30 protein-coding genes and 2 tRNA genes are annotated in these 23,464 nt (G+C 64.9%); 18 read left to right on the top strand and 14 right to left on the bottom strand.

Annotation, left to right across the window (positions count from 1 at the left end; translation table 11 throughout):
* Positions 1 to 13: 13 nt before the first annotated feature.
* The 6 genes from F9929_RS18040 to F9929_RS24515 form a co-directional block, all read right to left on the bottom strand.
* On the bottom strand, positions 14 to 628 hold the full coding sequence (locus tag F9929_RS18040; RefSeq protein WP_152047941.1) for a hypothetical protein: 615 nt from the start codon (positions 626 to 628) through the stop codon (positions 14 to 16).
* The gene (locus F9929_RS18035) at positions 621 to 890 is read right to left on the bottom strand and encodes a hypothetical protein (RefSeq protein WP_152047940.1); all 270 of its coding nucleotides are present in this window, start codon (positions 888 to 890) and stop codon (positions 621 to 623) included. Before F9929_RS18035 ends, F9929_RS18040 begins: the two co-directional genes overlap by 8 nt.
* Positions 887 to 1,654, bottom strand: a complete 768-nt coding sequence (locus tag F9929_RS18030) for a metallophosphoesterase (protein WP_152047939.1) — start codon at positions 1,652 to 1,654, stop codon at positions 887 to 889. The genes F9929_RS18035 and F9929_RS18030 overlap by 4 nt, the downstream gene beginning before the upstream one ends.
* Positions 1,654 to 2,631 (bottom strand): metallophosphoesterase, encoded by a 978-nt coding sequence (locus F9929_RS18025; RefSeq protein ID WP_152047938.1) that lies wholly within the window; start codon positions 2,629 to 2,631, stop codon positions 1,654 to 1,656. Before F9929_RS18025 ends, F9929_RS18030 begins: the two co-directional genes overlap by 1 nt.
* 219 nt (positions 2,632 to 2,850) lie before the next feature.
* Positions 2,851 to 3,360 (bottom strand): metallophosphoesterase family protein, encoded by a 510-nt coding sequence (locus F9929_RS18020; RefSeq protein WP_152047937.1) that lies wholly within the window; start codon positions 3,358 to 3,360, stop codon positions 2,851 to 2,853.
* Positions 3,357 to 3,539 (bottom strand): hypothetical protein, encoded by a 183-nt coding sequence (locus F9929_RS24515; protein WP_152047936.1) that lies wholly within the window; start codon positions 3,537 to 3,539, stop codon positions 3,357 to 3,359. Before F9929_RS24515 ends, F9929_RS18020 begins: the two co-directional genes overlap by 4 nt.
* 14 nt (positions 3,540 to 3,553) lie before the next feature.
* Between F9929_RS24515 and F9929_RS18010 the strand changes: the two genes are divergently transcribed.
* The gene (locus F9929_RS18010; RefSeq protein ID WP_152047935.1) at positions 3,554 to 3,772 is read left to right on the top strand and encodes a hypothetical protein; all 219 of its coding nucleotides are present in this window, start codon (positions 3,554 to 3,556) and stop codon (positions 3,770 to 3,772) included.
* On the opposite strand, the gene F9929_RS18005 is transcribed toward F9929_RS18010, so the two are convergent.
* Together F9929_RS18005 and F9929_RS18000 are read right to left on the bottom strand one after the other, a co-directional pair.
* Positions 3,742 to 5,481 (bottom strand): AAA family ATPase, encoded by a 1,740-nt coding sequence (locus F9929_RS18005; RefSeq protein WP_152047934.1) that lies wholly within the window; start codon positions 5,479 to 5,481, stop codon positions 3,742 to 3,744. The two genes, F9929_RS18010 and F9929_RS18005, sit on opposite strands and share 31 nt — an antisense overlap.
* A gap of 148 nt (positions 5,482 to 5,629) precedes the next feature.
* Entirely contained in the window at positions 5,630 to 5,998 is a 369-nt protein-coding gene (locus F9929_RS18000; RefSeq protein ID WP_152047933.1) for a hypothetical protein, read from the bottom strand.
* Between the two features lie 181 nt (positions 5,999 to 6,179).
* Between F9929_RS18000 and F9929_RS17995 the strand changes: the two genes are divergently transcribed.
* Positions 6,180 to 7,406, top strand: a complete 1,227-nt coding sequence (locus F9929_RS17995; protein ID WP_152047932.1) for a site-specific integrase — start codon at positions 6,180 to 6,182, stop codon at positions 7,404 to 7,406.
* 5 nt (positions 7,407 to 7,411) lie between these two features.
* Here the strand turns inward: F9929_RS17995 and F9929_RS17990 are convergent, their stop codons facing one another.
* Both F9929_RS17990 and F9929_RS17985 read right to left on the bottom strand, forming a co-directional pair.
* Positions 7,412 to 8,065: an AP2 domain-containing protein gene (locus F9929_RS17990; protein ID WP_152047931.1), complete on the bottom strand. Its 654-nt coding sequence runs from the start codon at positions 8,063 to 8,065 to the stop codon at positions 7,412 to 7,414.
* 172 nt (positions 8,066 to 8,237) lie between these two features.
* A tRNA-Val gene (locus tag F9929_RS17985) sits at positions 8,238 to 8,313 on the bottom strand.
* A 193-nt stretch (positions 8,314 to 8,506) separates the two neighbouring features.
* On the opposite strand from F9929_RS17985, the gene F9929_RS17980 reads away from it, so the two are divergent.
* Positions 8,507 to 8,583: transfer RNA gene (locus F9929_RS17980), tRNA-Asp, on the top strand.
* Positions 8,584 to 8,658: 75 nt separating this feature from the next.
* Here F9929_RS17980 and F9929_RS17975 read toward each other — a convergent pair.
* The gene (locus tag F9929_RS17975; protein WP_152047930.1) at positions 8,659 to 8,994 is read right to left on the bottom strand and encodes an HNH endonuclease; all 336 of its coding nucleotides are present in this window, start codon (positions 8,992 to 8,994) and stop codon (positions 8,659 to 8,661) included.
* A 122-nt stretch (positions 8,995 to 9,116) separates the two neighbouring features.
* On the opposite strand from F9929_RS17975, the gene F9929_RS17970 reads away from it, so the two are divergent.
* The gene (locus F9929_RS17970) at positions 9,117 to 9,857 is read left to right on the top strand and encodes an SHOCT domain-containing protein (RefSeq protein WP_152047929.1); all 741 of its coding nucleotides are present in this window, start codon (positions 9,117 to 9,119) and stop codon (positions 9,855 to 9,857) included.
* Positions 9,858 to 9,883: 26 nt separating this feature from the next.
* On the opposite strand, the gene F9929_RS17965 is transcribed toward F9929_RS17970, so the two are convergent.
* The 3 genes from F9929_RS17965 to F9929_RS17955 all read right to left on the bottom strand — a co-directional run bounded on the left by F9929_RS17965 (position 9,884) and on the right by F9929_RS17955 (position 11,607).
* Complete coding sequence (locus tag F9929_RS17965; protein ID WP_152047928.1) at positions 9,884 to 10,084, bottom strand: hypothetical protein; 201 nt, start codon at positions 10,082 to 10,084, stop codon at positions 9,884 to 9,886.
* A gap of 16 nt (positions 10,085 to 10,100) precedes the next feature.
* Positions 10,101 to 10,751: an acyl-homoserine-lactone synthase gene (locus F9929_RS17960; RefSeq protein ID WP_152047927.1), complete on the bottom strand. Its 651-nt coding sequence runs from the start codon at positions 10,749 to 10,751 to the stop codon at positions 10,101 to 10,103.
* A 103-nt stretch (positions 10,752 to 10,854) separates the two neighbouring features.
* Positions 10,855 to 11,607 carry a LuxR family transcriptional regulator gene (locus F9929_RS17955; RefSeq protein ID WP_152047926.1) on the bottom strand — a complete coding sequence of 251 codons (753 nt, stop codon included), beginning with the start codon at positions 11,605 to 11,607 and terminating at the stop codon, positions 10,855 to 10,857.
* Positions 11,608 to 11,725: 118 nt separating this feature from the next.
* Here F9929_RS17955 and F9929_RS17950 point away from each other — a divergent pair, with 118 nt between their 5' ends.
* The 14 genes from F9929_RS17950 (at position 11,726) to nuoK (ending at position 23,460) form a co-directional block, all read left to right on the top strand.
* On the top strand, positions 11,726 to 12,019 hold the full coding sequence (locus tag F9929_RS17950) for a helix-turn-helix domain-containing protein (RefSeq protein ID WP_152047925.1): 294 nt from the start codon (positions 11,726 to 11,728) through the stop codon (positions 12,017 to 12,019).
* A 173-nt stretch (positions 12,020 to 12,192) separates the two neighbouring features.
* Positions 12,193 to 12,558 (top strand): NADH-quinone oxidoreductase subunit A, encoded by a 366-nt coding sequence (locus F9929_RS17945; protein ID WP_152047924.1) that lies wholly within the window; start codon positions 12,193 to 12,195, stop codon positions 12,556 to 12,558.
* Positions 12,549 to 13,130, top strand: coding sequence for a NuoB/complex I 20 kDa subunit family protein (locus F9929_RS17940; protein ID WP_152047923.1), 582 nt, complete (start codon positions 12,549 to 12,551; stop codon positions 13,128 to 13,130). The genes F9929_RS17945 and F9929_RS17940 overlap by 10 nt, the downstream gene beginning before the upstream one ends.
* Before the next feature lie 38 nt (positions 13,131 to 13,168).
* Positions 13,169 to 13,762: an NADH-quinone oxidoreductase subunit C gene (locus F9929_RS17935; protein WP_235919402.1), complete on the top strand. Its 594-nt coding sequence runs from the start codon at positions 13,169 to 13,171 to the stop codon at positions 13,760 to 13,762.
* Positions 13,763 to 13,769: 7 nt separating this feature from the next.
* Positions 13,770 to 14,198 (top strand): GFA family protein, encoded by a 429-nt coding sequence (locus F9929_RS17930; protein ID WP_152047921.1) that lies wholly within the window; start codon positions 13,770 to 13,772, stop codon positions 14,196 to 14,198.
* Between the two features lies 1 nt (position 14,199).
* On the top strand, positions 14,200 to 15,390 hold the full coding sequence (locus F9929_RS17925) for an NADH-quinone oxidoreductase subunit D (RefSeq protein WP_152047920.1): 1,191 nt from the start codon (positions 14,200 to 14,202) through the stop codon (positions 15,388 to 15,390).
* Positions 15,391 to 15,432: 42 nt separating this feature from the next.
* Positions 15,433 to 16,002 (top strand): Uma2 family endonuclease, encoded by a 570-nt coding sequence (locus tag F9929_RS17920; RefSeq protein WP_152047919.1) that lies wholly within the window; start codon positions 15,433 to 15,435, stop codon positions 16,000 to 16,002.
* Positions 16,003 to 16,115: 113 nt separating this feature from the next.
* Positions 16,116 to 17,333: an NADH-quinone oxidoreductase subunit NuoE gene (gene nuoE, locus F9929_RS17915; RefSeq protein ID WP_152047918.1), complete on the top strand. Its 1,218-nt coding sequence runs from the start codon at positions 16,116 to 16,118 to the stop codon at positions 17,331 to 17,333.
* Positions 17,326 to 18,639, top strand: coding sequence for an NADH-quinone oxidoreductase subunit NuoF (nuoF, locus tag F9929_RS17910; RefSeq protein ID WP_152047917.1), 1,314 nt, complete (start codon positions 17,326 to 17,328; stop codon positions 18,637 to 18,639). The genes nuoE and nuoF overlap by 8 nt, the downstream gene beginning before the upstream one ends.
* A 103-nt stretch (positions 18,640 to 18,742) precedes the next feature.
* A complete protein-coding gene (nuoG, locus tag F9929_RS17905) occupies positions 18,743 to 20,821 on the top strand; it encodes an NADH-quinone oxidoreductase subunit NuoG (RefSeq protein WP_152047916.1) in 2,079 nt (692 codons plus the stop codon).
* A gap of 10 nt (positions 20,822 to 20,831) precedes the next feature.
* Positions 20,832 to 21,878 carry an NADH-quinone oxidoreductase subunit NuoH gene (gene nuoH / locus F9929_RS17900; protein WP_152047915.1) on the top strand — a complete coding sequence of 349 codons (1,047 nt, stop codon included), beginning with the start codon at positions 20,832 to 20,834 and terminating at the stop codon, positions 21,876 to 21,878.
* Between the two features lie 46 nt (positions 21,879 to 21,924).
* Positions 21,925 to 22,416 carry an NADH-quinone oxidoreductase subunit NuoI gene (gene nuoI, locus F9929_RS17895; protein ID WP_152047914.1) on the top strand — a complete coding sequence of 164 codons (492 nt, stop codon included), beginning with the start codon at positions 21,925 to 21,927 and terminating at the stop codon, positions 22,414 to 22,416.
* A gap of 102 nt (positions 22,417 to 22,518) precedes the next feature.
* Positions 22,519 to 23,136, top strand: coding sequence for an NADH-quinone oxidoreductase subunit J (locus tag F9929_RS17890; RefSeq protein ID WP_152047913.1), 618 nt, complete (start codon positions 22,519 to 22,521; stop codon positions 23,134 to 23,136).
* A gap of 15 nt (positions 23,137 to 23,151) precedes the next feature.
* Positions 23,152 to 23,460: an NADH-quinone oxidoreductase subunit NuoK gene (gene nuoK, locus F9929_RS17885; RefSeq protein ID WP_152047912.1), complete on the top strand. Its 309-nt coding sequence runs from the start codon at positions 23,152 to 23,154 to the stop codon at positions 23,458 to 23,460.
* Positions 23,461 to 23,464 lie beyond the last annotated feature (4 nt).

Genomic DNA, 23,464 nt, shown 5'->3' with positions numbered 1-23,464 from the left:
ATGATGAGATGGTTCAGGTGCGGGTGATCGGGATGCCGAGTCCGTCGGCGAGGTCGCGGAGCTCCGCGGCGTCGATGTCGAGGATCTCGGCCGCCATCGCCGTGCTGGTTTCGCCGGCGGCCCACATTGCGACGACGGCGCGGCAGGGGTCGTCCGGCAGCGGGTCGAACGAGAGCTCGAGCCACACGACACGGTGCCGGATCCGGCGCAGGTGGGCGCGGTCGGCGTCGGCGTCGCGCTGCATGCGGTCCATGTCTTTCACGTTCCAGTCCGCGGCGAGCTGCTGGCGGATGAGCCACCAGGTGTCCCGATCGAAACCCTCGGCTCGTCGCTGCGCATGCCCCGGGCCGCTCATGCCGTAGAGTCCACGGTCGCGCTCGAAGGTCCGAAACCAGACCTCATGCCAGGCGCGGTTCGCCTTCCAGACCGCTGGCGTCAGGCGATGCTGATGGGCGAGGTCCGGCAGCCGCACCTCGTCCGCGAACCGCCGCCGGACCTCGATGCCGTGCCGGTACGCGGCGGCGTAGAGAGCGGGAAGGCCGGCGAGGCCGAGCGCGGCGACGGCGTCGGTCCAGCGCAGGCGGCCGGCGGACCAGTCGGCGAGGACGAGGCGGGCGAGTTCAGTCATCGCGCTTCCGGGCCTCCGACGCGAGAAAGCGCTCCATCGATTCGCGCATCCGGATGACCTGCATCGTGATTTCCTTCCGGACCTCGTCGCGGAAGAACTGCGCGGTCTGGCCTTCAAAGCCGAAGCGCTCGCAGAGCTCGGACATGCTGATGTGTCCGGCGATCCAGTCCTCGACGTGGCGCCTCGGGTACTGGTTGGCGTCCGCGACCTCCTCTACGGTCGGACGCCGCTTCCGCTCCTTCTGCTTCCGACGGTTCTTCATACCATCACCACCATCCGTGGATCGAAGCGCGGGCTCTCCGTCGTGAACCCCATCGGATTGCACAGCACCCGCGTCTTCCCGATCCGGTAGTCCGACGGGTCGTGCACGTGCCCATGGATCCACAGGTCGGGCTGCGCCTCCTCGACGAGCAGTTCGAGGTCGGACGCGTACGCGGGCGACGTCGTCGCGCCGCGCCATGAATGCCCGATGCTCCGCTCCGACGGCGCATGGTGCGTCACGACGACTGTCGGCCCGTCGAAGGTTTTCGAGAGCTCAGCTTCGAGCCATGCCCGCGAAGCGAGGTGCCGGGCGCGGGCGTCGGCAGGCGTGAAGCCTCGGATCGAATGATAGTCCGGGACGCCGCGGACGGCGTCGCGCATCGCATATGCGAGCTCGCGCTCCGTGATGCCGTGGAGCTCGAAGTCGGTCCACAGCGTGCAGCCGAGGAAGCGCACGCCGGCGATGATGGCGGACGCGTTCTCGAGGAAGCGGACGGGGGATGGACGTCCCAGGCGCGCCTCGTTGACGGCCGCGGCGTTCTCGAGCTCCGCATCGATCGAGCTGCCATAGAACTCGTGGTTCCCGGCGACGTAGACGACCGGCTTCTCGAAAGCCCAATGCGCCCATGCGGCCGCGCTGATCGGATCGCGATGGACGTCGCCGGCCAGGACGACGACGTCGTGCTCGACCCCGGCCGGCGGGTGCCAGAGAAGGCCGGGGTGCTCCTCGAGATGGATGTCGGACATGACCCAGAGACGGGGCATCAGCCGTTCCCTCCCGAGCGGCGCGCCTCGACCTCGAAGGCGAGATCGGCGTCAAGCCCTTCCGTCGTTGCGAGCGGCATCGGTCCCGCGAACGCGCCGGGGCGGTCGATGGCATGCTCGATCGTTGCGCCCGACAGCCCGTGTAGAAGGCGGTCGACGCCAGTGCCAATGATTAGACGCGGGTCCCAGTCCGTCGCCTCGAATTCTAGGCGCGGACGCCCGGTCGGGCGCGTCGCGTAGCCGCGGGGGTTCGCGACGATGTGCGTGTCGCCGATCCAGTAATCCTTCCGGCGATGGACATGGCCGTGGATCCACAGCTCCGGGCGGTGGCGCAGGATGAAGTCGTCCAGATTCGACGCGTAGCTCCCGTCGAGGTCCTCCGTCGCACGGCCGTGCTGCAGCGACCGCGCCGACGGCGCGTGGTGCGTGATGATCGCCGTCGGCCCGTCGAAGGTCGTCGAGAGGATGGCGTCGAGGGCGGCGAGCTGCCGTTCGTGCTCCTCGAGGAGACGATCCGGCGTCAGGCGGCGGGAGTAGGCGCGGTCGCGGATGTAGTGGAAGTCGGTCATGCCGCCGTGCTGGCGGCTGGCGATGTTCATGGCCGTCCACTGGCCGTCCGGATGGCGGATCGCGTAGTCGGTCCAAAGCGTCGCCCCGGCGATGCGCGTGCCCGCGATCTCGATGGCCTCGCCGTCGAGGATGTGCGTGTTCGGCCGGCGGCAGCGGCCGCGGAAGCGGCCGATCTCGGCGTCGAGGCTGCCGGTCCAGAAATCGTGGTTGCCCGCGATGATGACGATCGGCAGGTCCGTCTTCAACGCCTCGATGAAGCGGAGGCCGGAGCGGCTCAGGCGCCCGCAGATGTCGCCGGCCAGGATCAGGGCGTCGGCCTCGATGCCCTGCGGCAGACGGAACGGACGGCCGAGAGTCGGGGCGTTCTGGTCGTCGTGGAGGTCTGAGAGGAGCCACAGGCGGGCCATGGATGGAGCTTCCTAGCTGCGTCCCGCGGTGCGGCCGGTGCCGCTGCGGGTACGTGTATCTTCATAGCATGGGAGTGGTCAGCGGGAGGTTGAGGAGACAAGTTCAATTCTAGCTGTTTTCCGATCGTCGCCGCCTGTTCGGCTTCCCGGCGACGACGGATCCGCTCGTCGAGCGCGGCGAGGAGCGCCGCCGCGGCCGGACCCCAATCGCGCACGGGTTCAGACATTCTGCGCGTCTCCGATGCGATCCAGGATCTCCGGCAGCCGAACGGGACGGTAGCCCCAGCAGTCCACGCCGACGTCGCATGACCTGCCGACGCCGGCACGGTTGCCGTGGACGTGCCCGAAGAGGTGGACGGCCTGGCGGAAATAGGCCGGCCACTCGAGGTGCGGATAATGGGAGAGGAACAGGCGCGTCCCGCCGTCCGAAACCTCCGCCGACTCCTGCACCGACGCCCACCCGTCCATCTCCCGCGTGCGCGCCGAGTCGTGGTTGCCGACAACGAGGTGCTTCGTCCCGTGCAGCCGGTCGAGGATCTCGCCGGGGTGACGGGCGCTCCGGTAGGCGAAGTCGCCGAGGTGCCAGACGACGTCGCCGGGCTGAACGACGGCGTTCCATGCGGCGACCATCGCCTCGTCCATCTCGTCGACGCTGCCGAAGGGGCGGCGGCAGAGCTCGATGATGCGGGCGTGGCCGAAATGCTGATCGGCGGTGAAGAAGACGGTCACGGCTTCTCTCCTTCTCTGTAGGCGGCCTCGCGGACTTCCTTCGGCACCTGCCGGAACAGCCGGATCGCCGCTTCGACCACCTCTTCGTCGGTCCGGCCGTCCTCGCCGGCGAGCAGGAGGACGTAGCCGGCGACGACGAGGGGCAGGTCGAACGTCGCCTTCACGTCGCCGCCGATCACGACCGGCTCCGGCGGTGGCGCTCGACGAGCATCCCGAGGGCGCACTGGCCGAGGCGATGGCGCTCATCCGCGTCGAGCATGCTCCAGACCGCTACGGCCTGGTGAACGACCTCGACGCCGGGGACGCCCTCCATTTCCTCGATCGAGCGGAGGCGGGCGGCGACGTCTTGAGGGAATGCGATGACCACTGCGTGCGCCCCCTTCACTGCATCGTCCGCGAGCGATCGCGGTGATCGAGCGTCGCCTCGACGGCGGCACGCAGCTTGCGCAGCGACCCGCCGCCCCATGCCTTGCCGACGATCTCGACCTCGTCCGGCGCCAGCCCTTCGAAGAAGCGCAGCGGGATGCCGCGCTCTTCGTGGACGTCGATGGCGATTCCGTCGATCAGTGCATCGAGGTGCTCGAGGCCGGGGTTCGGCATTACGACGACGCGGAAGCGATCGCGGAGCGGGTCCGGGATGCTCTTCACATCGTTCGCCGTCGCAAGGAACGACACCCCGCTCAGATTGACGTTCGTCTCGAGCGCAGTCTCGAAGTAGGCCTCCGCGGAATGGCGCTCGAGCATCGGCAACAAGGCGTGCAGTAAGCTGCCGTTGTGCGACGACGTCCCCGTCTTCTCGAGCTCGTCGAGGATGACCGCCGGATTCGCGATCTTGTTCGAGCGGATCAGCTCGAGGGGGACCGAGGCACGTCGGGTGCTCCACTGCGCGGGCGTGCCGCCGAAGCTGCCGTCCGCGACCGAGGCGCACGGGAAGACGACTGCCGGCAGGCCGAGGCGACGGGTCAGAGCCGCGAGGAGGCGCGTCTTGCCGGAGCCCGGGTCGCCGACGAGCAGCGTCGGGCGGAGGCGCACGGGCTGACCCGGGACGACGTCCGCGAGAATGCGGCGGACGACGTTGCCGGCGTGGGGCCAGACGCGGACGAGATCGCGGGCGATCGCCGCGACGTCGGGCGCGACGACGAGCGGGACGCGCAGCAGCGAGAGCTTCGCGAACTGGCCGAGGAACGTCTTCTGTTCCGACGTGCCGGTGACTTCGATCTTCGGGATGACCGCGAGCTTCGGCTGCCCGAGCAGGTCGCTGATCGTCTTCGTCCCGAGCGCCTCCGCGGCGAGGTGGACGTCGAGGTCCGTGACATTGCCGGACTCGTCGACGCCGGTCTCGCCCTCGGCCGCCAGCTGCTCGGCGCGGGCCTGACGGGCGGCGGCGTCATTCTCGAGCGTCTCGCGACCGGCTGCCGCGACGGGATTGGCGAGCGCGAACAGCTCCGAGCGCTGGAGCTTGCCGTTCGTGAAGCGCATCACAGACGCATGGTGCTCGCGCAGCCAATCGTGCGCTTCAGTCAACGCGGCGAAGCGGCGGAGGATGAGGTGTCCGTCCGCGGCGACCGCCGTCTGCCAGCCGCTCTTCCACTCGTCGGCCTGCGTCGGGAAGTCGAGCTGGAATTCCAGCCCGAAGCGGTAGCAGAGGCGGCGATGGTCGATGCTGCCGTGCATGTTGAAGAGCATGTCGCGCAGACGGCGGTCGCCGAAGACGGCCGCGTACCATGCGGCACGCTCGCGGACGTACGCGATCTCGACGGCATCGGTCGCCAAGTCGAGTGTGGCGGCCGCGTCATGGATGCGGATCGCACCGGACAGCGACGGCCAGACGCCGAAGGCCTTCAGGTCCTCGCGGAGGCTCTCAGGCACCGCGGCGACGAAACGGCTGCGGGCGACCCACACCTCTATGTCGAAAGCCAAGCTGTCCTTCAACGGCGAGTGCCCGTCGAGGAGCTGCGAAACCGACGGGCAGTGCGCTCCCGTTCGGATCTGGTCCTCCAACTTGTCGAACGCCTTGAGCTCGCGGGCGTAGGACTTGGCAACGTCGGCGACGTTCGCTTCGCAGTCGCGCCATTCGGCTTCGTGGAATGAGAATGTGTCTGGCATGATGGCTCCGGCCATCTGCGCTCCCGGAGGCGGCCTCTGCCGCGGCGGGTAGCTCTCGGAATAGTCGACGAATGCCGGTTGGATCCCGATGCGAGGGTTCTACCTCAATCCTTGGAGAAATAGGTTAACGCGGGGTCTAATTCTGTCCGAAAGCCGGAAAACCTTACTCGCGGGCGGGCTCGGGCTTCGGCGGCGGCTCGTCGGACAGGGTCTTCGTGAACTCCCTCATGCGAAGCCGGATGAGATTCTCCGGGATGCGCAGCGGCTCGTCCGCGTCGCGGAACTCCTCGACGACGGCCCGCATCTCCGCGTCCAGCTCGAGCATGAGGGGCTGCAGGCGTTGCAGCTCGGAGACGACGCGGGGCGGGAAGGTGCTGTCGCCGGACAACCACCGCTCGGCATTACGCTTCGAGACGCCGAGCCAGGTGACGAGCCTGTCCGGCGCGAGCGAGCCCAGGACGTCGTGGACGAGGCCGACGATTTCGTCGAGCGGGATGATGTTCTCGCGGCGCGGGCGCGGGGCTTCGGTCATGTGCGGCATTCCTCGCCGGGAGAGATCGGGAGTCAGTGTCGGCGATCGGCGTTAACCGAAGCTGAAATCGCGGCTGGACGGGGTAGGGCCTCTCGTCGGATGGTCGGGACAGGAACGGCGAGGAATGCCGGTCCACCACCCGTCCGACCCATCCGTGGTCGGCACATGCGGAAGGATCCCCGTGACCGCCACCAAACCGATTCGCCTCGACCTGCTCGCGGAACGCCGCGACAAGCGGGGCTGGCTGAAGCAGAACGCCGTCTACATCATCCGCGACGGCACGAAGCGCATCTCGACGGGCTGCGGACCGGACGACCGTCTCGGTGCCGAGAAGGTCTTCGGCGAGTACCTCGTCGACCGCCACAAGAAGACGTCGATCGGCAAGGCGCGGCCGGCCGCCGAGGTGCCGGTCGCCGACGTGATCGGCTACTATCTCGAACGGTCGCAGGACGTCGCCCGCCCGAAGGAGCTCCTGCGCCGCACGACGACGCTGCTCGCATACTGGGGCAGCCGCATGCTCTCTGATGTCGACGGCCACCATTGCGAGGAATACGTGCGCCAGCGCGGCTCGCGGTCGTCCGCACGCCGCGAACTCGAGGACCTGTCCGCGGCGATCGGCCTCTTCGTCGGGAACGGCCGGTGCCGCGAGCACATCGTCGTCACGCTGCCGAAGAAGTCGGAGGCGCGGGAGAAGCACTTCAGCCGCGAGCAGATCGCCGCGCTCCTCTACTTCTGTCTGACGTACCGGACGACGCAGCGGGGCCGGAAGACGAAGCACCGGTCGCTCCGCCACCTGGTGCCCTTCATCCTGACCGCGGTCTACACCGGTTCGCGTTCCGCCCGCGTCTGGAACGCGTCCTACGAAAAGGAACCCGGACGGCCGTGGATCGACCTCGACCACGGCATCTTCTACCGCGTCGGAGATGCGGAGAAGCGCTACGACAACAAGCGCGCCGACCCGATCCCGATTCCGGAAAGGCTCCTCCGTCACATGCGCTGGTGGCAGAAGCAGGGGTGCATCGTCGCGGACAAGGAGACCGGGAAGCGCGTCCGCAAGCCGACCCACTATCTCGTCGAATGGCAGGGCAGGCCCGCCGACCCGAAGAAGGGCCTGACGTTCGCCATGGACCAGGTCTTCGGCGAAGGGCACGGCTTCGTCCGGCACTCGTTCCGCCACACCTGCGCGACCTGGCTGATCGAAGAGGGCAAGCACACCGAGGAGGAGATCGCCGCGTACATGTCGATGACCGTCCAGATGCTGCGCAAGGTCTACGGCCACCCGCACCCGGACCGGCACCGCAAGATCGCGGAGTCGTTTTCGATGGGAACGGCCGGCCGGCGGCAGCGGAACCCGAGGGGGAACCGCTACGGCCGGGGCGACACGAAGCGCGAGACGGAGCCGGCCTAGGCGGCCTAGGCGGCCTCCGCCTTCGAGACCATGGGATCCACCGGGCCGGACAGGGAAGCCTGTCCGGCCTTTCTACGCTTGCGGTACGGGCCGCGGACGAGACGACCTTCGACGGCAGCGCCGACCGACGCCCGCCTCGCCGACGCGATCGGAAAGTTCAGGCGGGCGAATTCGCCCTTCATCTCCAGCGCGGCCGCATCGTAGGCCCGCGCCGCTTCGATGGCCGTCGCGAAGCTTCCCAGCCAGACCTTCTTGTCGCCGTCGCCGATCTGGGCGTTCCAGCGCTGCGAGCGCGGGTGGAAACGGACGCCCCGGTAGCCGTTCGTGTTCGTGACCGGCAGCTTCCTGTTCGAGGAATTCTGCGACCCCGTCGCCGACCTGAGGTTCGACAGCCGGTTGTCGTCCGTCCTGCCGTTCCGGTGGTCGACCAGGGCGTCGGACCATTCGCCCGTCGAGATCCACCACGCGAGCCTGTGGGCACGGTACGTCCGGCCCTCGAAGACGATGACGACGTAGCCGGACTTGTCGAGGCTGCCGGCGGGGCGGTCTGGGTGGCGGCCGCGCCTGGCGGAGAGCCAGGTGAACAGGCCGGTCGCGGGATCGTAGGAGATGTCGGAAAGGAGTTTCGCCGGGGGCGGGGAGAGATTGATCGTACGCAAGGATTTCGTCTCCGTTGAGAGACGTCCCAGGATGCGCAGACCCAAGAAAGAGAGGAGCGAAAACGGTGGTTCGGGAGGGAGTCGGGAGGGAGAGCCGATTTTCCGTCCGGCGGTGGTTCAAATCGCTTCCGACCGAGATGGACGGAAGCCTTGTGGCATAGGGAAGAGAGGGTGGTGGGCGATGACGGGCTCGAACCGCCGGCATCCTCGGTGTAAACGAGGCGCTCTACCAACTGAGCTAATCGCCCTTTTCCGAACCCTCCGATACGCGTTCGCCGGCCGGATATCAAGGCGGGGCGCGATGGCCGGTGGTGGCGTCTCGCCATCGAAACGTGGCGGCTCAACTTTTCTCGCTTGGCTTCCACAGGCTCGCTTGACAGGGAAAAGGGCGTCCCGTAAACACCCACTCACGCCGGCAGACACAGTGCTCCGGCGGAAAGCGCGGGTGTAGCTCAGTCGGTTAGAGTGCCGGCCTGTCACGCCGGAGGTCGCGGGTTCGAGCCCCGTCACTCGCGCCATCTTCCAACAAAATCGTTGCAGATGAACCGGTCGCAAGCCTCAAATGGTTTGACCGACCCTTTATGTGGTTCCTGTCATTTCCGGCCCCGGGTCGGAGCGTGGAAATCCGGGTGCTTCCCGGCGATCCAACGGAGGAAGCTCCGTATTTCCGGCTCGTCGCCCAGGCTGACCTCGGCGGCTTCCATTCTTTCCAGATCGGTGTTCGAGAAGCAGGCGTGAATCGTCCGGTGGCAAATCGGATGCACGGGCACCGTGATTCGTCCGCCGCGACTTTTCGGCTTCGGGTGATGCCACTCGATTCGGCTGCCGAGGAGGCGGCCGCAAAGCCAGCAGTTGGTCGGAGCGGATTGTTCGGCGTCAGCAAGTCGAAGCTCTTCGCTCGCCCATCGACGGCGTTCCTGTCTGCCCATGCGTATCCTCGCCGGCTCGTCTCGTTCCCATCGGCTTCGAAAGTCTCGGCACCCTTCGGGCTCCGCGCATCCCGATGTCCGCCCTATATGGCGAGCGCGAATGTTTCTTGGGAGCGCGACGGATGAACGCGAGCACGACGGAAGAGACCGGAGAGATTCGAGCCATCGGCGCCAAGCATGGCTTCAGCGAAGAAGCGACCCGCGTGATGGCGTCGGCGGTCGCGGCCGGGCGGGGGAGCCAGGCTCAGTTCGACCATCCCGAGTTCGGCGGCATGGGCCAGTGGTCGAGCGGCGGAATGACGATGATCGGAGATATGTTCAACGCCACGCTGAAGGACCGTGTCGCGGCATTGGCGTCCGAACTTTCGCGGAACGTCGGCGATGCAACATCGGGCCACGGCGATGCGCCGGCACGCGGCGGTTCCTCGATCTCGACTCCTACGTCCTGGTGGCCGGAAGAGCTTGGCCGTCCGTCGTCGAGCGGCGGGCAGAACGGCCAGCTCTATGCCGTCTTTCCGGATCGCGCGCGTTTGGCGGTCCAGCGGGACGGGAAGGTGACGGTCTTCGACACGCGCGATTATCGAATCGGCGGCGCTTCGCAGCAGCAGGGTTCGACGTCCAGCCTTACCTTTTCCACGCAGAACGGCTCGATCGACCTCGACGATTTGAAGAAGGTCGGTGCCGAACCGGATCAAGCGAAGGAGGGCGCAGGGGATCGAGGCGCGGGTGATTCATCCGACGCGCACGGTCGGGCGAACGATATCCCCGCCAAGATCCGCCAGCTCGCCGAGCTTCGCGACGACGGGCATCTGACGCAGGCGGAATTCGACGCGCGCAAGTCGAAGCTTCTGGATTCGCTTTGACGCCGATCGCCGTTCGAAGGAGCGCTTCAGGACTGAAGTGCGCCGCCCGGCCGATACATGGAATGCAACGCCACCTCCGCATGATGCGAGGAAACATGCAGGCCCAAGCGTTCGGCCTCCTCCACCGCATAGCGTAGGAGGAGCGCCAACGCTTCCATATCGGCATCCCGGCCGATCGGCTCGATCGAGGTCGCGCCGCATCGATCGTCGCAAATCATAGATGTCATGTCCTTCGTGTTCGGCTCAGGCGGCGAAAAGGCGCGCGGCAGTCGTCGGGTCGAAGAGCGAACCTTCGAGGCCGTTCACTTCGCGAATGGCGGCCACGACTTCCTCGGAAACCTCGAAGAGCCCTGCATGCGTCAGAACCGACCCGATGGTGCGTGCTTCGCCGATGAGTTCGATCGAGCAGCCGGCCGCGCGCAGCACGCGTAGAATGCGTGCGTCGAAGACCGACACGATATGGGTGAGGCCGACGGCGAGACCGACCTCGATCGCGCCCGCGACGAGTTCACCCGTGATGCGGCCAACAAGACGGGCGGCGGCGCGTGATCCGTCGGCATTCCGGCTCGGCAGATCCACCGCGAAGCGCGTGCTTTCCCAGATCAACGGGCTTTCCACCGTTTGTCCCGGCAGAAGTTCGGGGAACACGTCGCGCAGCATGTTCGGCCCCATCGTCGGCAGGAGTCGCAGACAACCCCGAACGGGCGCGCCCTCATCCGCCACGGAGATGAGGTAGAGCGGATTGGCGTCGTCGAAGACGTCGATTTCGTAATCGTCCTCGATCGTCACGTCCCAGCCGAGCCGTCCGTGAAAGACCCGCTTCCGCAGCCGATGCATGTCGGCGATCAGGTCCGGCCGCTCATGCTTCGCGGCGCCCTCCACCACAACGATCATCCCCGTCTCCTCTGTTCGGTCCGCTCAGCAGACCGCCAAGAGGCGTTTGAGGAAATACGGCCGAAGCGCCGTAGTCGGCGGCAACCGACAGTGGACTGACTCTCTAGTCTATGAGGTCGATCAGCCGTTCTTCGAGAGCGATCGCCACGGCATGGGTGGTGTTGAGGGCGTTGAGGCGGGTGCGGGCAAGTTCGAGATAGAAACGGATCGTGCGCTCGGAGAGATCGAGGATTTCGGCAGTGTCGCGCACGGTTCGCCCGCGCGCCGCCCAGCGCAGCACGTCGATCTCGCGCGGCGCGAGACGGCGCTCCGCGCGCTCGGCGGGCGCTTCCGCCGCCATGACCCGATCATGGATGTGGTAGCCGAGAAGCTGAAGATTGCCGGCGTGCAGCCGCTTCCAGGCATCCCAGTCCCGCTTGGAAAGGTCGGATGTCAGGGAGAACAGCGCCAGTTCGCCGTGGCGTCCGCGCAGGGGCAGCGAGATGCCCTGCGTGCCCAGACCGAACTCCCGTGCTTCGCCAAAGAGCTGCTTCACGGGCTTCGAACGGCCGGCCTGAAGCTTGCCCCAGTCGGTCGGCAGCACGAAGTTCGCCGCCTGCGTGATCACCGGATCGACGTTGAGATAGGACTGCTGGCGATATCGGAGGAGCCAGGACGTCGGAAAGGTCGAAAACAGGAAGGGCTCTCGGCGGGTCAGTTTGGGAAGGCGGACGCCGAGATAGGAAACCTGCCGCAGATCGAACTCTTCCGCCACCGCGTGAAGCAACGACAGATCTTCGGCGCCGCGCAGCCGCGCCACGCGATTGAGAAGCCGTTCCAGCGTTTCGGCGGACTCGCGGCTCGGTCGGTCGCTCATCGCCCGACTAGCGTCCTGCCGGCATTGCGGACAAGGCGGACGTTACAACCCACGATGTGTATACGGTGCATGAAAATACAGTATTGAGTAGGGTTCTTATCGGCAACGGATCAACGTCTTGTCCTCGCGCAGCAATCCCGTCGACGTTCATGTCGGCAACCGCCTTCGTCTTCTTCGTTTGCAGAAGGGGATGACCCAAGAAGAGTTGGGTTCGCTCGTCGGAGTGAGCTATCAACAAATCCAGAAGTATGAGACCGGCTCCAATCGTATCAGCGCCAGCCGGCTTTACTTCCTGGCTATGCAACTTTCCGTTGGGCCTGAATACTTCTTCGGCGACCTCGACGCCAGCGCGATTGTCACGATGAACTCCAACGTGAGCGACAAGGCGTCCGACGAGCATAGCCGAGCGTAGTTCCGTCGAACCCTACCGTCGCGCCTCACATGGCGGCGATGCGACGCATTGCACGGTCCGGGCGCCGATATATTTCAGCACCAGTTGTCGAACGGCTCTAAAGAGAGGTATGGCGTTGTGCGAACGCGCAGCGTCCGCTCGGCGATGCGTGAATGCCTTCGGAGTTCCATGCGATGCCCGAGCTACTCGGATCATATCTTCCGATCGTCATCTTCGTTGGCGTCGCGCTTTTGATCGGCTGCGCTCTCCTCGCTTCGCCTTTTCTCCTGGCGTTCAAGGCTCCGGACGACGAGAAGCTCTCCGCTTATGAGTGCGGCTTCGATGCGTTCGACGATTCCCGCATGAAGTTCGACGTGAGGTTCTACCTCGTCTCGATCCTGTTCATCATCTTCGATCTCGAAGTGGCGTTCCTGTTTCCCTGGGCCGCGACGTTCGGCACCGTGAGCTGGTTTGGCTTCTGGTCGATGATGGTGTTCCTGGCGATCCTGACGGTCGGCTTCGTCTACGAATGGAAGAAGGGTGCCCTGGAATGGGATTGAAGGACGGTTTCGACAGGTCGCTCGTGCGCGCGCCGGCGACCGATCTGGGTTCGGCGCCGGCTTTGACCAAGCCTGCGGCCGATCCGTTTTTGACCGAGATCAACAACGAGATCGCGGATAAGGGCTTTATCGTCACGTCCACCGAGGATCTGATCCAGTGGGCGCGAACCGGCTCGCTGATGTGGATGACCTTCGGGCTCGCCTGCTGCGCCGTCGAGATGATGCAGATGTCCATGCCGCGTTACGACGCCGAGCGGTTCGGCTTCGCGCCGCGCGCCAGCCCGCGTCAGTCCGACGTGATGATCGTGGCCGGCACGTTGACGAACAAGATGGCGCCGGCTCTGCGCAAGGTCTACGACCAGATGCCCGAGCCGCGCTACGTGATCTCGATGGGCTCCTGCGCCAACGGCGGCGGCTACTACCATTATTCCTATTCGGTGGTCCGGGGCTGCGACCGCGTGGTGCCGGTGGACATCTACGTGCCTGGCTGCCCCCCGACCGCGGAAGCTCTTCTCTATGGCGTCCTTCTTCTCCAGAAGAAGATCCGGCGCACGGGAACGATCGAGCGCTGAGCCTCGGTCATCCAGGATATCAGGAAGCGACCATGTCCATGGAAGAATTGTCGAACGAGGTTCGCAGGGTTCTCGGCGAAGATGCGGCCCATCATGCCGTCAGTTTCGGTGAACTGACCCTGACGGTGCCGGCCGGGGAAATCGTCGAGGTGCTGACCCGGCTGCGGGACGATCCTTCGCTCCGCTTCCTGTCCTTCGTGGATCTCTGCGGTGTCGACTACCCCGAGCGCGCCGAGCGTTTCGAGGTGGTGTATCACCTCCTCGCGCCGTATCGGAACCAGCGCATCCGCGTGAAGGTGCAGGTCGGAGAAGAGGATCTCGTTCCTTCCATCGTCGGCGTGTTTCCGGCGGCCGACTGGTACGAGCGCGAGGCGTTCGATCTCTACGGCATCGTCTTCACCGGCCACCCCGACCTTCGGCGCATCCTCACCGACTACGGTTTCGAGGGCTATCCGCTTCGCAAGGACTTCCCGCTGACGGGCTTCGTCGAAGTCCGCTACGACGAGGCTGTGAAGCAGGTCGTCTACGAGCCGGTGCAGCTTCGCCAGGAATTCCGCAACTTCGACTTCCTGTCGCCTTGGGAAGGCACCGACTACGTGCTTCCAGGCGACGAGAAGGCTCGTCCGAACTGAAGCGGCCATGAGCGTGGGTCCGATAAACGGCCAGTGCCTTTGCGGCGGTGTGCGGTTGACCGCATGGCCGCGCAAGGTCGAGATGGACGCTTGTCATTGCGGCACATGTCGGCGCTGGTCCGGCGGTGTCTTTCTTGCCGTTCCGTGCGAGCGCATCGAAATCGCCGACGAATCCACCCTCGGTCTCTACGCTTCGTCCGAATGGGGCGAGCGCGGCTTCTGCTTCACCTGCGGCTCCAGTCTGTTCTGGCGCATGCAGGACGGTAGCGGCGATATCGCGGTTTCCACGCAACTCTTCGAGAGTCCAGATCGCTTCCTCTTCGCCGAGGAAATCTTCATCGACCACAAGCCGTCGAACTACGAATTCGCGGGCGAGCGCAAGCGGCTGACAGCCGACGAAACGATCGCACAGTTCAACGGGATGCAGGAAGGCTGACATGGCCGAGATCGACGTCCGCAACTTCAACATCAATTTCGGCCCGCAGCACCCGGCGGCGCACGGCGTGCTTCGCCTCGTGCTGGAACTCGACGGCGAAATGGTCGAGCGCGTCGACCCGCATATCGGTCTCCTGCACCGGGGGACGGAGAAGCTGATCGAGGCCAAGACCTATCTGCAGGCCATGCCTTATTTCGATCGGCTCGACTATGTCGCGCCGATGAACCAGGAACATGCCTTCTGCATCGCCACGGAGCGGCTGGCCGGTATCGAGGTTCCCAAGCGCGGCCAGCTCATCCGCGTTCTTTACTGCGAGATCGGGCGTATCCTTTCGCACCTTCTCAACGTGACGACGCAGGCGATGGACGTCGGCGCGCTGACGCCCCCGCTCTGGGGCTTCGAAGAGCGCGAGATCCTGATGGGGTTCTACGAGCGCGCTTCGGGCGCCCGTCTTCACGCGGCTTATTTCCGTCCCGGCGGCGTCCATCAGGACCTGCCGCCGCAGCTCGTGGACGATATCGGCGCGTGGTGCGACCCGTTCCTGAAAGTCTGCGACGATATCGAAGGTCTTCTGACCGACAACCGCATTTTCAAGCAGCGCAACGTCGATATCGGCGTCGTGTCCCTGGAAGAGTGCTGGGCGCACGGTTTCTCCGGCGTCATGGTGCGCGGCTCCGGCGCGGCCTGGGACCTGCGCAAGTCGCAGCCCTACGACTGCTATTCGGAGATGGATTTCGACATCCCCATCGGCAAGAACGGCGACTGCTACGATCGCTACCTCATCCGCATGGTCGAAATGCGCGAGTCGGTGAAGATCATGAAGCAGTGCGTCGAGCGCCTGTCGGGCTCCGAAAGGGTCGGGCCGATCTCCTCGACGCAAGGCAAGATGGTGCCGCCGAAGCGCGGCGAGATGAAGCGCTCGATGGAATCGCTGATCCATCACTTCAAGCTCTACACGGAAGGCTTCCGCGTGCCAGAAGGCGAAGTCTACGCAGCCGTGGAAGCGCCGAAGGGCGAGTTCGGCGTCTACCTCGTGTCGGACGGAACCAACAAGCCGTATCGCTGCAAGATCAAGGCGCCCGGCTTCTCGCATCTTCAGGCGATGGACCATCTCTGCAAGAACCACCTTCTTGCCGACGTGTCCGCCATCCTCGGCTCCCTTGACATCGTGTTCGGCGAAGTGGACCGCTAAGGGGCGGTTGTCGGGAAGGGCGGTGCGGAGGATGAAGCTTTCATGAACGCAGATGCCGCCCTGAAGACTGAGATCAATGCCGAGGAGTTCCTCCTTTGGTCGCAATCGCGACCGGATGGGGAGCGGTACGAACTCGTCGGCGGCCAGCCGGTGCGGTTGCAAGCGGAGCGCGTCAGCCATGCGGAACGGAAGCTGTCTGCTGTGACGGCCTTACGACAAGGGTTGAGGTCTGCTGGACTGACCGATTGTCGCGCGTTTCCGGATGGCGTCAGTGTTCGGATCGACGATCACACGGTTCGGGAGCCCGATGCGCTGATCCATTGCGGACCCTACGACCGAGATGGCCTGTTCGCACCCCATCCGGTGATCGTTGTCGAAGTCGTATCTCCATCGAGCCAGCGAACCGATGTGGATCGCAAGCTGATCGACTATTTCGCCGTTCCGTCCATCCTGCACTACCTCATCGTCTATGGCGACGAGGGACGTGTGATCCATCATCGCCGAGCGACAGCGGATGGGCAGATCACGACGTCGATTCTCGGGCGCGAGTCCGTGATCGATCTGTCGCCGCCCGGCCTGTCGATGACGGTTGAAAACCTTCTGGAAAGCTGACCGCTTCCGGGAGTATTGCAGTCGCGAACTCTGCGTCCTTCCGGCACTGGCCTTTTGGCAGGCCTGTGTTAGAACGCGCCGCAACATCGCAGTTTAGAAGCGAACCAAGTTCGATGTCCGTCAGACGACTCGCCGAAGACTCCGTGCAGCCAGCCAATTTCGCCTTCAACGGCGAGAACTCGGCCTGGGCTGAATGGGCGATCGGCAGGTATCCGGAGGGGCGCCAGCAGTCGGCGGTGATCCCGCTGCTCATGCGCGCGCAGGAGCAGGAAGGCTGGGTTTCCAAGGCCGCCATCGAGTATGTGGCGGACCGGTTGGCGATGCCCCTGATCCGCGTTCTCGAGGTTGCCACCTTCTACACGCAGTTCCAGTTGAAGCCGGTCGGCACGCGCGCCCATGTTCAGGTCTGCGGCACGACCCCTTGCATGCTGCGCGGCTCGGACGAGCTGAAAGAGGTTTGCCGCAAGCGCATCCATCACGACCAGTTCCATTTGAACGAGTCCGGAACGCTGTCGTGGGAAGAGGTCGAGTGCCTCGGTTCCTGCGTGAACGCGCCGATGGTGATGATCTTCAAGGATACCTACGAGGATCTGACCCCGCAGCGGCTCGAAGAGATCATCGACGCGTTCGAGCGCGGGGAAGGGGCGAGTGTCCCGACCGGGCCGCAGATCGACCGTCAGCTTTCCGCTCCGATCGGCGGTCCGACGACGCTTCTTTCCGATGATGCCGATGAAGGCGCGCGTGGCGGGGCTGGTTCGGGCCCGGCAGCGCAGGGTGCTCCCGATCAGGGCACGGGCGCCGGCGCAGCGTCGGGTCCCGTGCCGCCCACGCAGGCCGGTCGCCCGGATACGCATGCCGCTGAAACCGATCCGTCGATTTCCGCTCCCGGCAAGGCCCAGAACGGCAATGCCAACCAGGCCGCCGAAGCGGCGAACAAGGTGGATGTCGCCGAGGGCGCCGACCAGCCCGGCGCGGGCCGCACCGGCGGAACGCAGCAGGGCCCGACGGGCGCGGCGGAAAAGGATGCCGACGCTACCGAGCGCGGCTCGGTCGCCAAGGATCACGACTCGGCCCGCACCGACGGCCCCCTCGGCCGGAAGGGTGCGGAAGACGAAAGCGCTGTCGTGCAGGAACATAAGCGCGTCGATGCGCCGGATAACAGTGGGGCCGATCGGGCTCCGGCGTCCGGCGGTCAGCGCACCGATGCCGGGGCATCCGCGCCGGTCGAGAACAAGCGTGTAACGGACGACGTTCTTCCCGGTCCGGCTTCTTCCGATGACGGAAAGCCGAAGGGGAACGGGGACGTGAAAGGAGCGCGGGACGATGCTTGAGGACAAGGACCGCATTTTCACGAACATCTACGGCCTGAAGGACAAGAGCCTGAAGGGCGCGATGTCGCGCGGCCATTTCGATGGCACCAAGGAGATCATCGGCAAAGGCAAGGATTGGATCATCAACGAGATGAAGGCGTCGGGCCTGCGCGGTCGCGGCGGCGCCGGCTTCCCGACCGGTCTCAAATGGTCCTTCATGCCGAAGGAAGTGGGCGAGCGTCCGCACTACCTCGTGGTCAATGCCGACGAGTCCGAGCCTGGCACGTGCAAGGACCGGGACATCATGCGGAACGATCCGTTCACGCTGATCGAAGGCTGCATCATCGCCGGTTTCGCGATGGGTGCGCATGCCGCCTATATCTACGTGCGCGGCGAATATGTGCGCGAGCGCGAAGCGCTGCAACGCGCCATCGACGAGTGCTACGAGTTCGGCCTGCTCGGCCGCGACAACAAATGCGGCTGGGACTACGACGTGATCGTGCATCACGGCGCTGGCGCATACATCTGCGGTGAGGAAACTGCGCTTCTGGAAAGCCTTGAGGGCAAGAAGGGTCAGCCGCGTTTGAAGCCGCCGTTCCCGGCCAATATGGGCCTCTACGGCTGCCCGACGACGGTCAACAACGTCGAGTCGATCGCTGTCGCCCCGACCATCCTGCGTCGCGGCGGGGCTTGGTTCGCGGGTTTCGGTCGTCCGAACAATACCGGCACCAAGCTCTTCTCGATCTCCGGTCACGTCAATCGGCCCTGCACGGTCGAGGAGACCATGGGCATCCCGTTCCGAGAGCTGATCGACAAGCATTGCGGCGGCGTTCGCGGCGGCTACGAGAACCTTCTCGCGGTGATCCCGGGCGGATCGTCCTGTCCGCTGGTTCCGGGCGAGCATATTCTCGATGCGCCGATGGATTTCGACGGAATGCGCGACGTGAAGTCGTCGTTCGGCACGGCGGCGGTGATCGTTATGGACCGCTCCACCGACATCGTGCGGGCGATCGCGCGGCTGGCTTACTTCTACAAGCACGAAAGCTGCGGCCAGTGCACGCCGTGCCGCGAGGGCACGGGCTGGATGTGGCGCGTGATGGAGCGCATGGTCGTCGGCAACGCCGAAAAGCGCGAAATCGACATGCTGCTGGACGTCACCAAGCAAGTCGAAGGTCATACGATCTGCGCGCTCGGCGACGCGGCCGCGTGGCCGATCCAGGGCCTGTTCCGGCATTTCCGTGCCGAGGTCGAGAAGCGGATCGACGAATATACCCGCAACGCGACGCCCGGCGTGAACAAGCCGGCGATGCTTCAGGCGGCCGAATAGATCGGAATGGAATTCATCGGGTCTGCCGTTTGACACGGCGACCGAACGGTTCGCGAGGCGCAGGAATGCGCCGTGACCGGCTGAAAGAGAAAGCCCGACGGGAATGGCGAAGATCAAGGTCGACGGCAAGGAAATCGAGGTTCCGGACCACTACACTCTGCTTCAGGCGGCAGAGCATGCGGGTGCGGAAATCCCGCGTTTCTGTTTCCATGAACGGCTGTCGATCGCCGGCAACTGCCGCATGTGTCTTGTCGAGGTGAAGGGCGGTCCGCCGAAGCCGACCGCGTCCTGCGCCATGGGCGTGCGCGATCTGCGCCCCGGCCCGAACGGCGAAGCGCCGGAAATGTTCACCAACACGCCGATGGTGAAGAAGGCCCGCGAGGGCGTGATGGAGTTCCTGCTGATCAACCATCCGCTGGACTGCCCGATCTGCGATCAGGGCGGCGAGTGCGATCTTCAGGACCAGGCCATGGCCTACGGCGTTTCGTCCTCGCGCTATCGCGAGAACAAGCGCGCCGTCGAGGACAAGTATATCGGCCCGCTCGTGAAGACGATCATGACGCGTTGCATCCACTGCACGCGTTGCGTCCGCTTCACCACCGAAGTCGCCGGCATTTCCGAGCTCGGTCTCGTCGGTCGCGGCGAGGATGCCGAGATCACAACCTATCTCGAACAGGCCATGACCTCTGAGCTTCAGGGCAACGTGATCGACCTCTGCCCGGTCGGCGCCCTGACCTCGCGCCCCTACGCCTTCCAGGCGCGTCCTTGGGAACTGACGAAGACCGAAACGATCGACGTCATGGACGCCGTCGGTTCGTCCATCCGCGTCGACACGCGCGGTCGCGAAGTGATGCGGATTCTGCCGCGTACCAATGAGCAGATCAACGAGGAATGGATCTCCGACAAGACCCGCTTCGTTTGGGACGGTCTTCGCACGCAGCGCCTCGACAAGCCCTATATCCGCCAGAACGGGCGTCTTGTTCCCGCCTCCTGGTCGGAAGCCTTTGCCGCGATCAAGGCGAAGGTCGGCGGCACATCGCCCGAGCGCATCGGCGCCATTGCCGGCGACCTTGCAGCGGTCGAAGATATGTGGGCTCTGAAGCGGCTCATGGAGCAGCTCGGCTCGGCGAATGTCGATTGCCGGCAGGACGGCGCGCGGCTCGATCCGGCGAACGGACGCGCCTCCTATCTGTTCAACACCTCTATCACCGGCATTCAGGACGCTGACGCGCTTCTGATCATCGGTGCCAATCCGCGTTTCGAGGCTTCCGTCCTCAATGCGCGCATTCGTCGCCGCTGGCGGCAGGACAATTTCCCGGTGGCGACGATCGGCGAACACGCGGATCTGCGCTATCAGACGACCTATCTCGGCGCGGGCGTCGATACGCTTTCCAATCTCGCCGGTGCAAACCGCGATTTCCATGAAGCATTCACTGCCGCCAAGAAGCCGATGATCATCGTCGGCGGGACCGCCCTTGTCGGTGCCGAGGGCGCGAATGTTCTCGGGCTTGCGCTGAAGCTCGCGCATGAATACGGCGTCGTCGCCGATGACTGGAACGGCTTCAACGTCCTGTCGACGGCCGCTTCCCGCGTCGGCGGGCTTGACATCGCCTTCGTGCCTCAAAACGGCGGTCCGAACGCCGCCGAGATGGCCGGCGGCGCGGTCGACGTTCTGTTCAACCTCGGGGCTGACGAGATCGAGATCGCAGCCGGTTCCTTCGTGGTCTATATCGGCACGCATGGCGACAAGGGCGCTCATCGCGCCGACGTCATTCTGCCGGCGGCCGCCTATACCGAAAAGTCCGGCACCTGGGTGAACATCGAGGGCAGGGCGCAGACTGGGTCTCGTGCAGCCTTTCCGCCGGGCGACGCGCGCGAGGACTGGGCGATCTTCCGCGCCCTGTCGGCCGTGCTCGGGCAGCCGTTGCCGTTCGATTCGCTCGGCGCGCTGCGTCGCGAAATCTATGCGGCGCATCCGAACTACCGCTCCGACGCGGTCGTCTCGGCCGATGCTTCCGTGCTTCGCGCTGTCGCCGATCGCGCATCGGCGCCGGCTCGCGGCACGACCTTCGCCTCGTCGGTCGGCGATTTCTATCTGACGAACCCCATCGCTCGCGCTTCCAAGGTCATGGCCGAATGCTCGCGTTTGGCGCACGAACAGCATCTGGAAGCGGCGGAATAGGAGCGGGACCATGATCGACTTCTTCTCGCTCTACGTCTGGCCGGGGATCGTCATCCTCGCCCAGAGCGTCCTGTTCCTCGTCGTTCTTCTGGTGCTCGTCGCCTACATCCTTTTGGCCGACCGCAAGATCTGGGCGGCGGTGCAGTTGCGTCGCGGTCCGAACGTCGTCGGTCCTTTCGGGTTGTTCCAGTCCTTCGCCGACCTCTTGAAGTTCGTGCTGAAGGAGCCGGTGATCCCGGCGACGGCCGACAAGCCGGTCTTCCTTCTGGCGCCGCTCGTCGCGGTGACGCTGGCGCTTGCCACCTTCGCGGTGGTGCCGGTGGCGCAGGGTTGGGTGATCGCCGACATAAATATCGGCATCCTCTACATTTTTGCGATCTCCTCGCTGGAGGTGTACGGCGTCATCATGGGCGGCTGGGCGTCGAACTCGAAATACGCCTTCCTCGGCGCGCTTCGCTCGGCTGCGCAGATGGTGTCCTACGAAGTCTCGATCGGCTTCGTCATCGTGACCGTACTGCTCTGCGTCGGCTCGTTGAATCTCACGCAGATCGTGCTGGCGCAGCAGACGGGCCTTGGAACCATGGTCGGCCTGCCGAACACGTTCCTGGACTGGCATTGGCTGTCCTTGTTCCCGATGTTCATCGTGTTCTTCATCTCGGCGCTGGCCGAGACGAACCGGCCGCCCTTCGACTTGCCCGAAGCCGAGTCCGAACTCGTCGCCGGCTTCATGGTTGAGTACGGTTCGACCCCATACATGATGTTCATGCTGGGCGAGTACGCAGCCATCACCCTGATGTGCTGCCTGACCTCGATCCTCTTCCTCGGGGGATGGCTGCCGCCCTTCAACTTCGCGCCGTTCACTTGGATACCGGGCTTCATCTGGTTCCTTCTGAAGGTCGGCCTCGTCTTCTTCATGTTCGCGCTGGTGAAGGCTTTCGTGCCCCGCTATCGCTACGACCAGCTTATGCGCCTTGGCTGGAAGGTGTTCCTTCCGATCTCCATCGCCATGGTCGTCATCACCGCCTTCGTCGTGAAGCTTACGGGAGCGACCGGCTGATCCGCCGGACGCTTCCGCCCATCGCCTCGAACCGTTCAGGCCCGCCATGAATGCCATCGCACAGACCGTTCGTTCGCTGTTTCTCGCCGAGTTCGTCGGCGCGATCCGGCTGACCATGCGCTACTTCTTTAAGCCTAAGGCGACGGTGAACTACCCGTTCGAAAAGAACCCGGTCAGTCCGCGCTTTCGCGGTGAGCATGCGCTGCGCCGCTACCCGAACGGGGAAGAGCGTTGCATCGCCTGCAAGCTTTGCGAGGCGATCTGCCCGGCGCAGGCCATCACGATCGAGGCCGGTCCGCGCCGCAACGACGGCACCCGCCGTACCGTGCGCTACGACATCGACATGGTGAAGTGCATCTATTGCGGCTTCTGCCAGGAAGCCTGCCCGGTGGACGCCATCGTGGAAGGCCCGAACTTCGAATTCTCCACGGAAACGCGCGAAGAGCTCTACTACGACAAGGAAAAGCTCCTCGCCAACGGCGACCGTTGGGAGCGCGAACTCGCGCTGAACATTGCGCTCGACGCGCCATACCGCTAATCCGCTGGAAAGCGGCTCGCATAACAAGCGCGCTGCCTTCTTCGTCATCGAAATGGCGCACCGGACCTCAGGTCCGGTTCAACGCTTCCTAGGATACCGGCGATGCTCGGCCTGCAGGCGCTTTTCTTCTATATCTTCGCTTTCGTGACGGTCGGTTCCGCGCTTTGCGTGGTCCTGTCGCGCAATCCCGTTCACTCGGTCCTTTTCCTGATCCTGACCTTCGTTGCGGCGGCGGGGCTGTTCCTGCTGACCGGAGCCGAGTTCCTGGCCCTGATCCTGATCGTCGTTTATGTCGGCGCGGTGGCCGTCCTGTTCCTGTTCGTCGTCATGATGCTGGATGTCGACTTCAAGGCGTTGAAGCGCGGCGCGCTGAGCTATGCCCCGATCGGCGCGATCATCGGACTTGTTCTCTTCGCCGAACTCGTGATCGCCGTGTCCGGCAGCTACTACGCGCCGACGCCCGCGATCGCGACCGCCCTCCCCATGCCGAGCCTTGCCGAAACCACGAATATCGAGGCGATCGGGCATGTGCTCTACACCCGCTACATCCTGTTCTTCCAGCTCGCGGCCCTGATCCTGTTCGTGGCCATGATCGGCGCGATCGTGCTGACGCTTCGCCACACGGCGCGTCTGCGTCGCCAGTCGATCCCGGCGCAGGTCGCCCGTAACCCGGCGACGGCGATCGAGATCCACAAGGTCAAAAGCGGACAGGGCATCTGAGGAAGGTCTGAAACAATGGAAATCGGCCTTGGCCATTACCTCACCGTCGGCGCGATCCTGTTCGTTACGGGCGTCTTCGGCATCTTCCTCAACCGGAAGAACATCATCACGATCCTGATGTCGGTCGAGATGATCCTGCTTTCGGTGAACCTGAATCTCGTCGCGTTCTCGGCCTTTCTGAACGATCTCGCCGGCCAGATCTTCGCGCTGTTCATTCTGACCGTCGCCGCCGCCGAAGCGGCCATCGGTCTCGCAATCCTCGTCGTCTTCTTCCGCAATCGCGGCTCGATCGCGGTCGAGGACGTGTCCACGATGAAAGGCTGACCGG

Source organism: Aureimonas psammosilenae, from assembly GCF_009176975.1.
In the GTDB taxonomy this organism is placed as follows: Bacteria; Pseudomonadota; Alphaproteobacteria; order Rhizobiales; family Rhizobiaceae; genus Plantimonas; species Plantimonas psammosilenae.
This window is presented reverse-complemented; position numbering and strand designations above follow the sequence as displayed.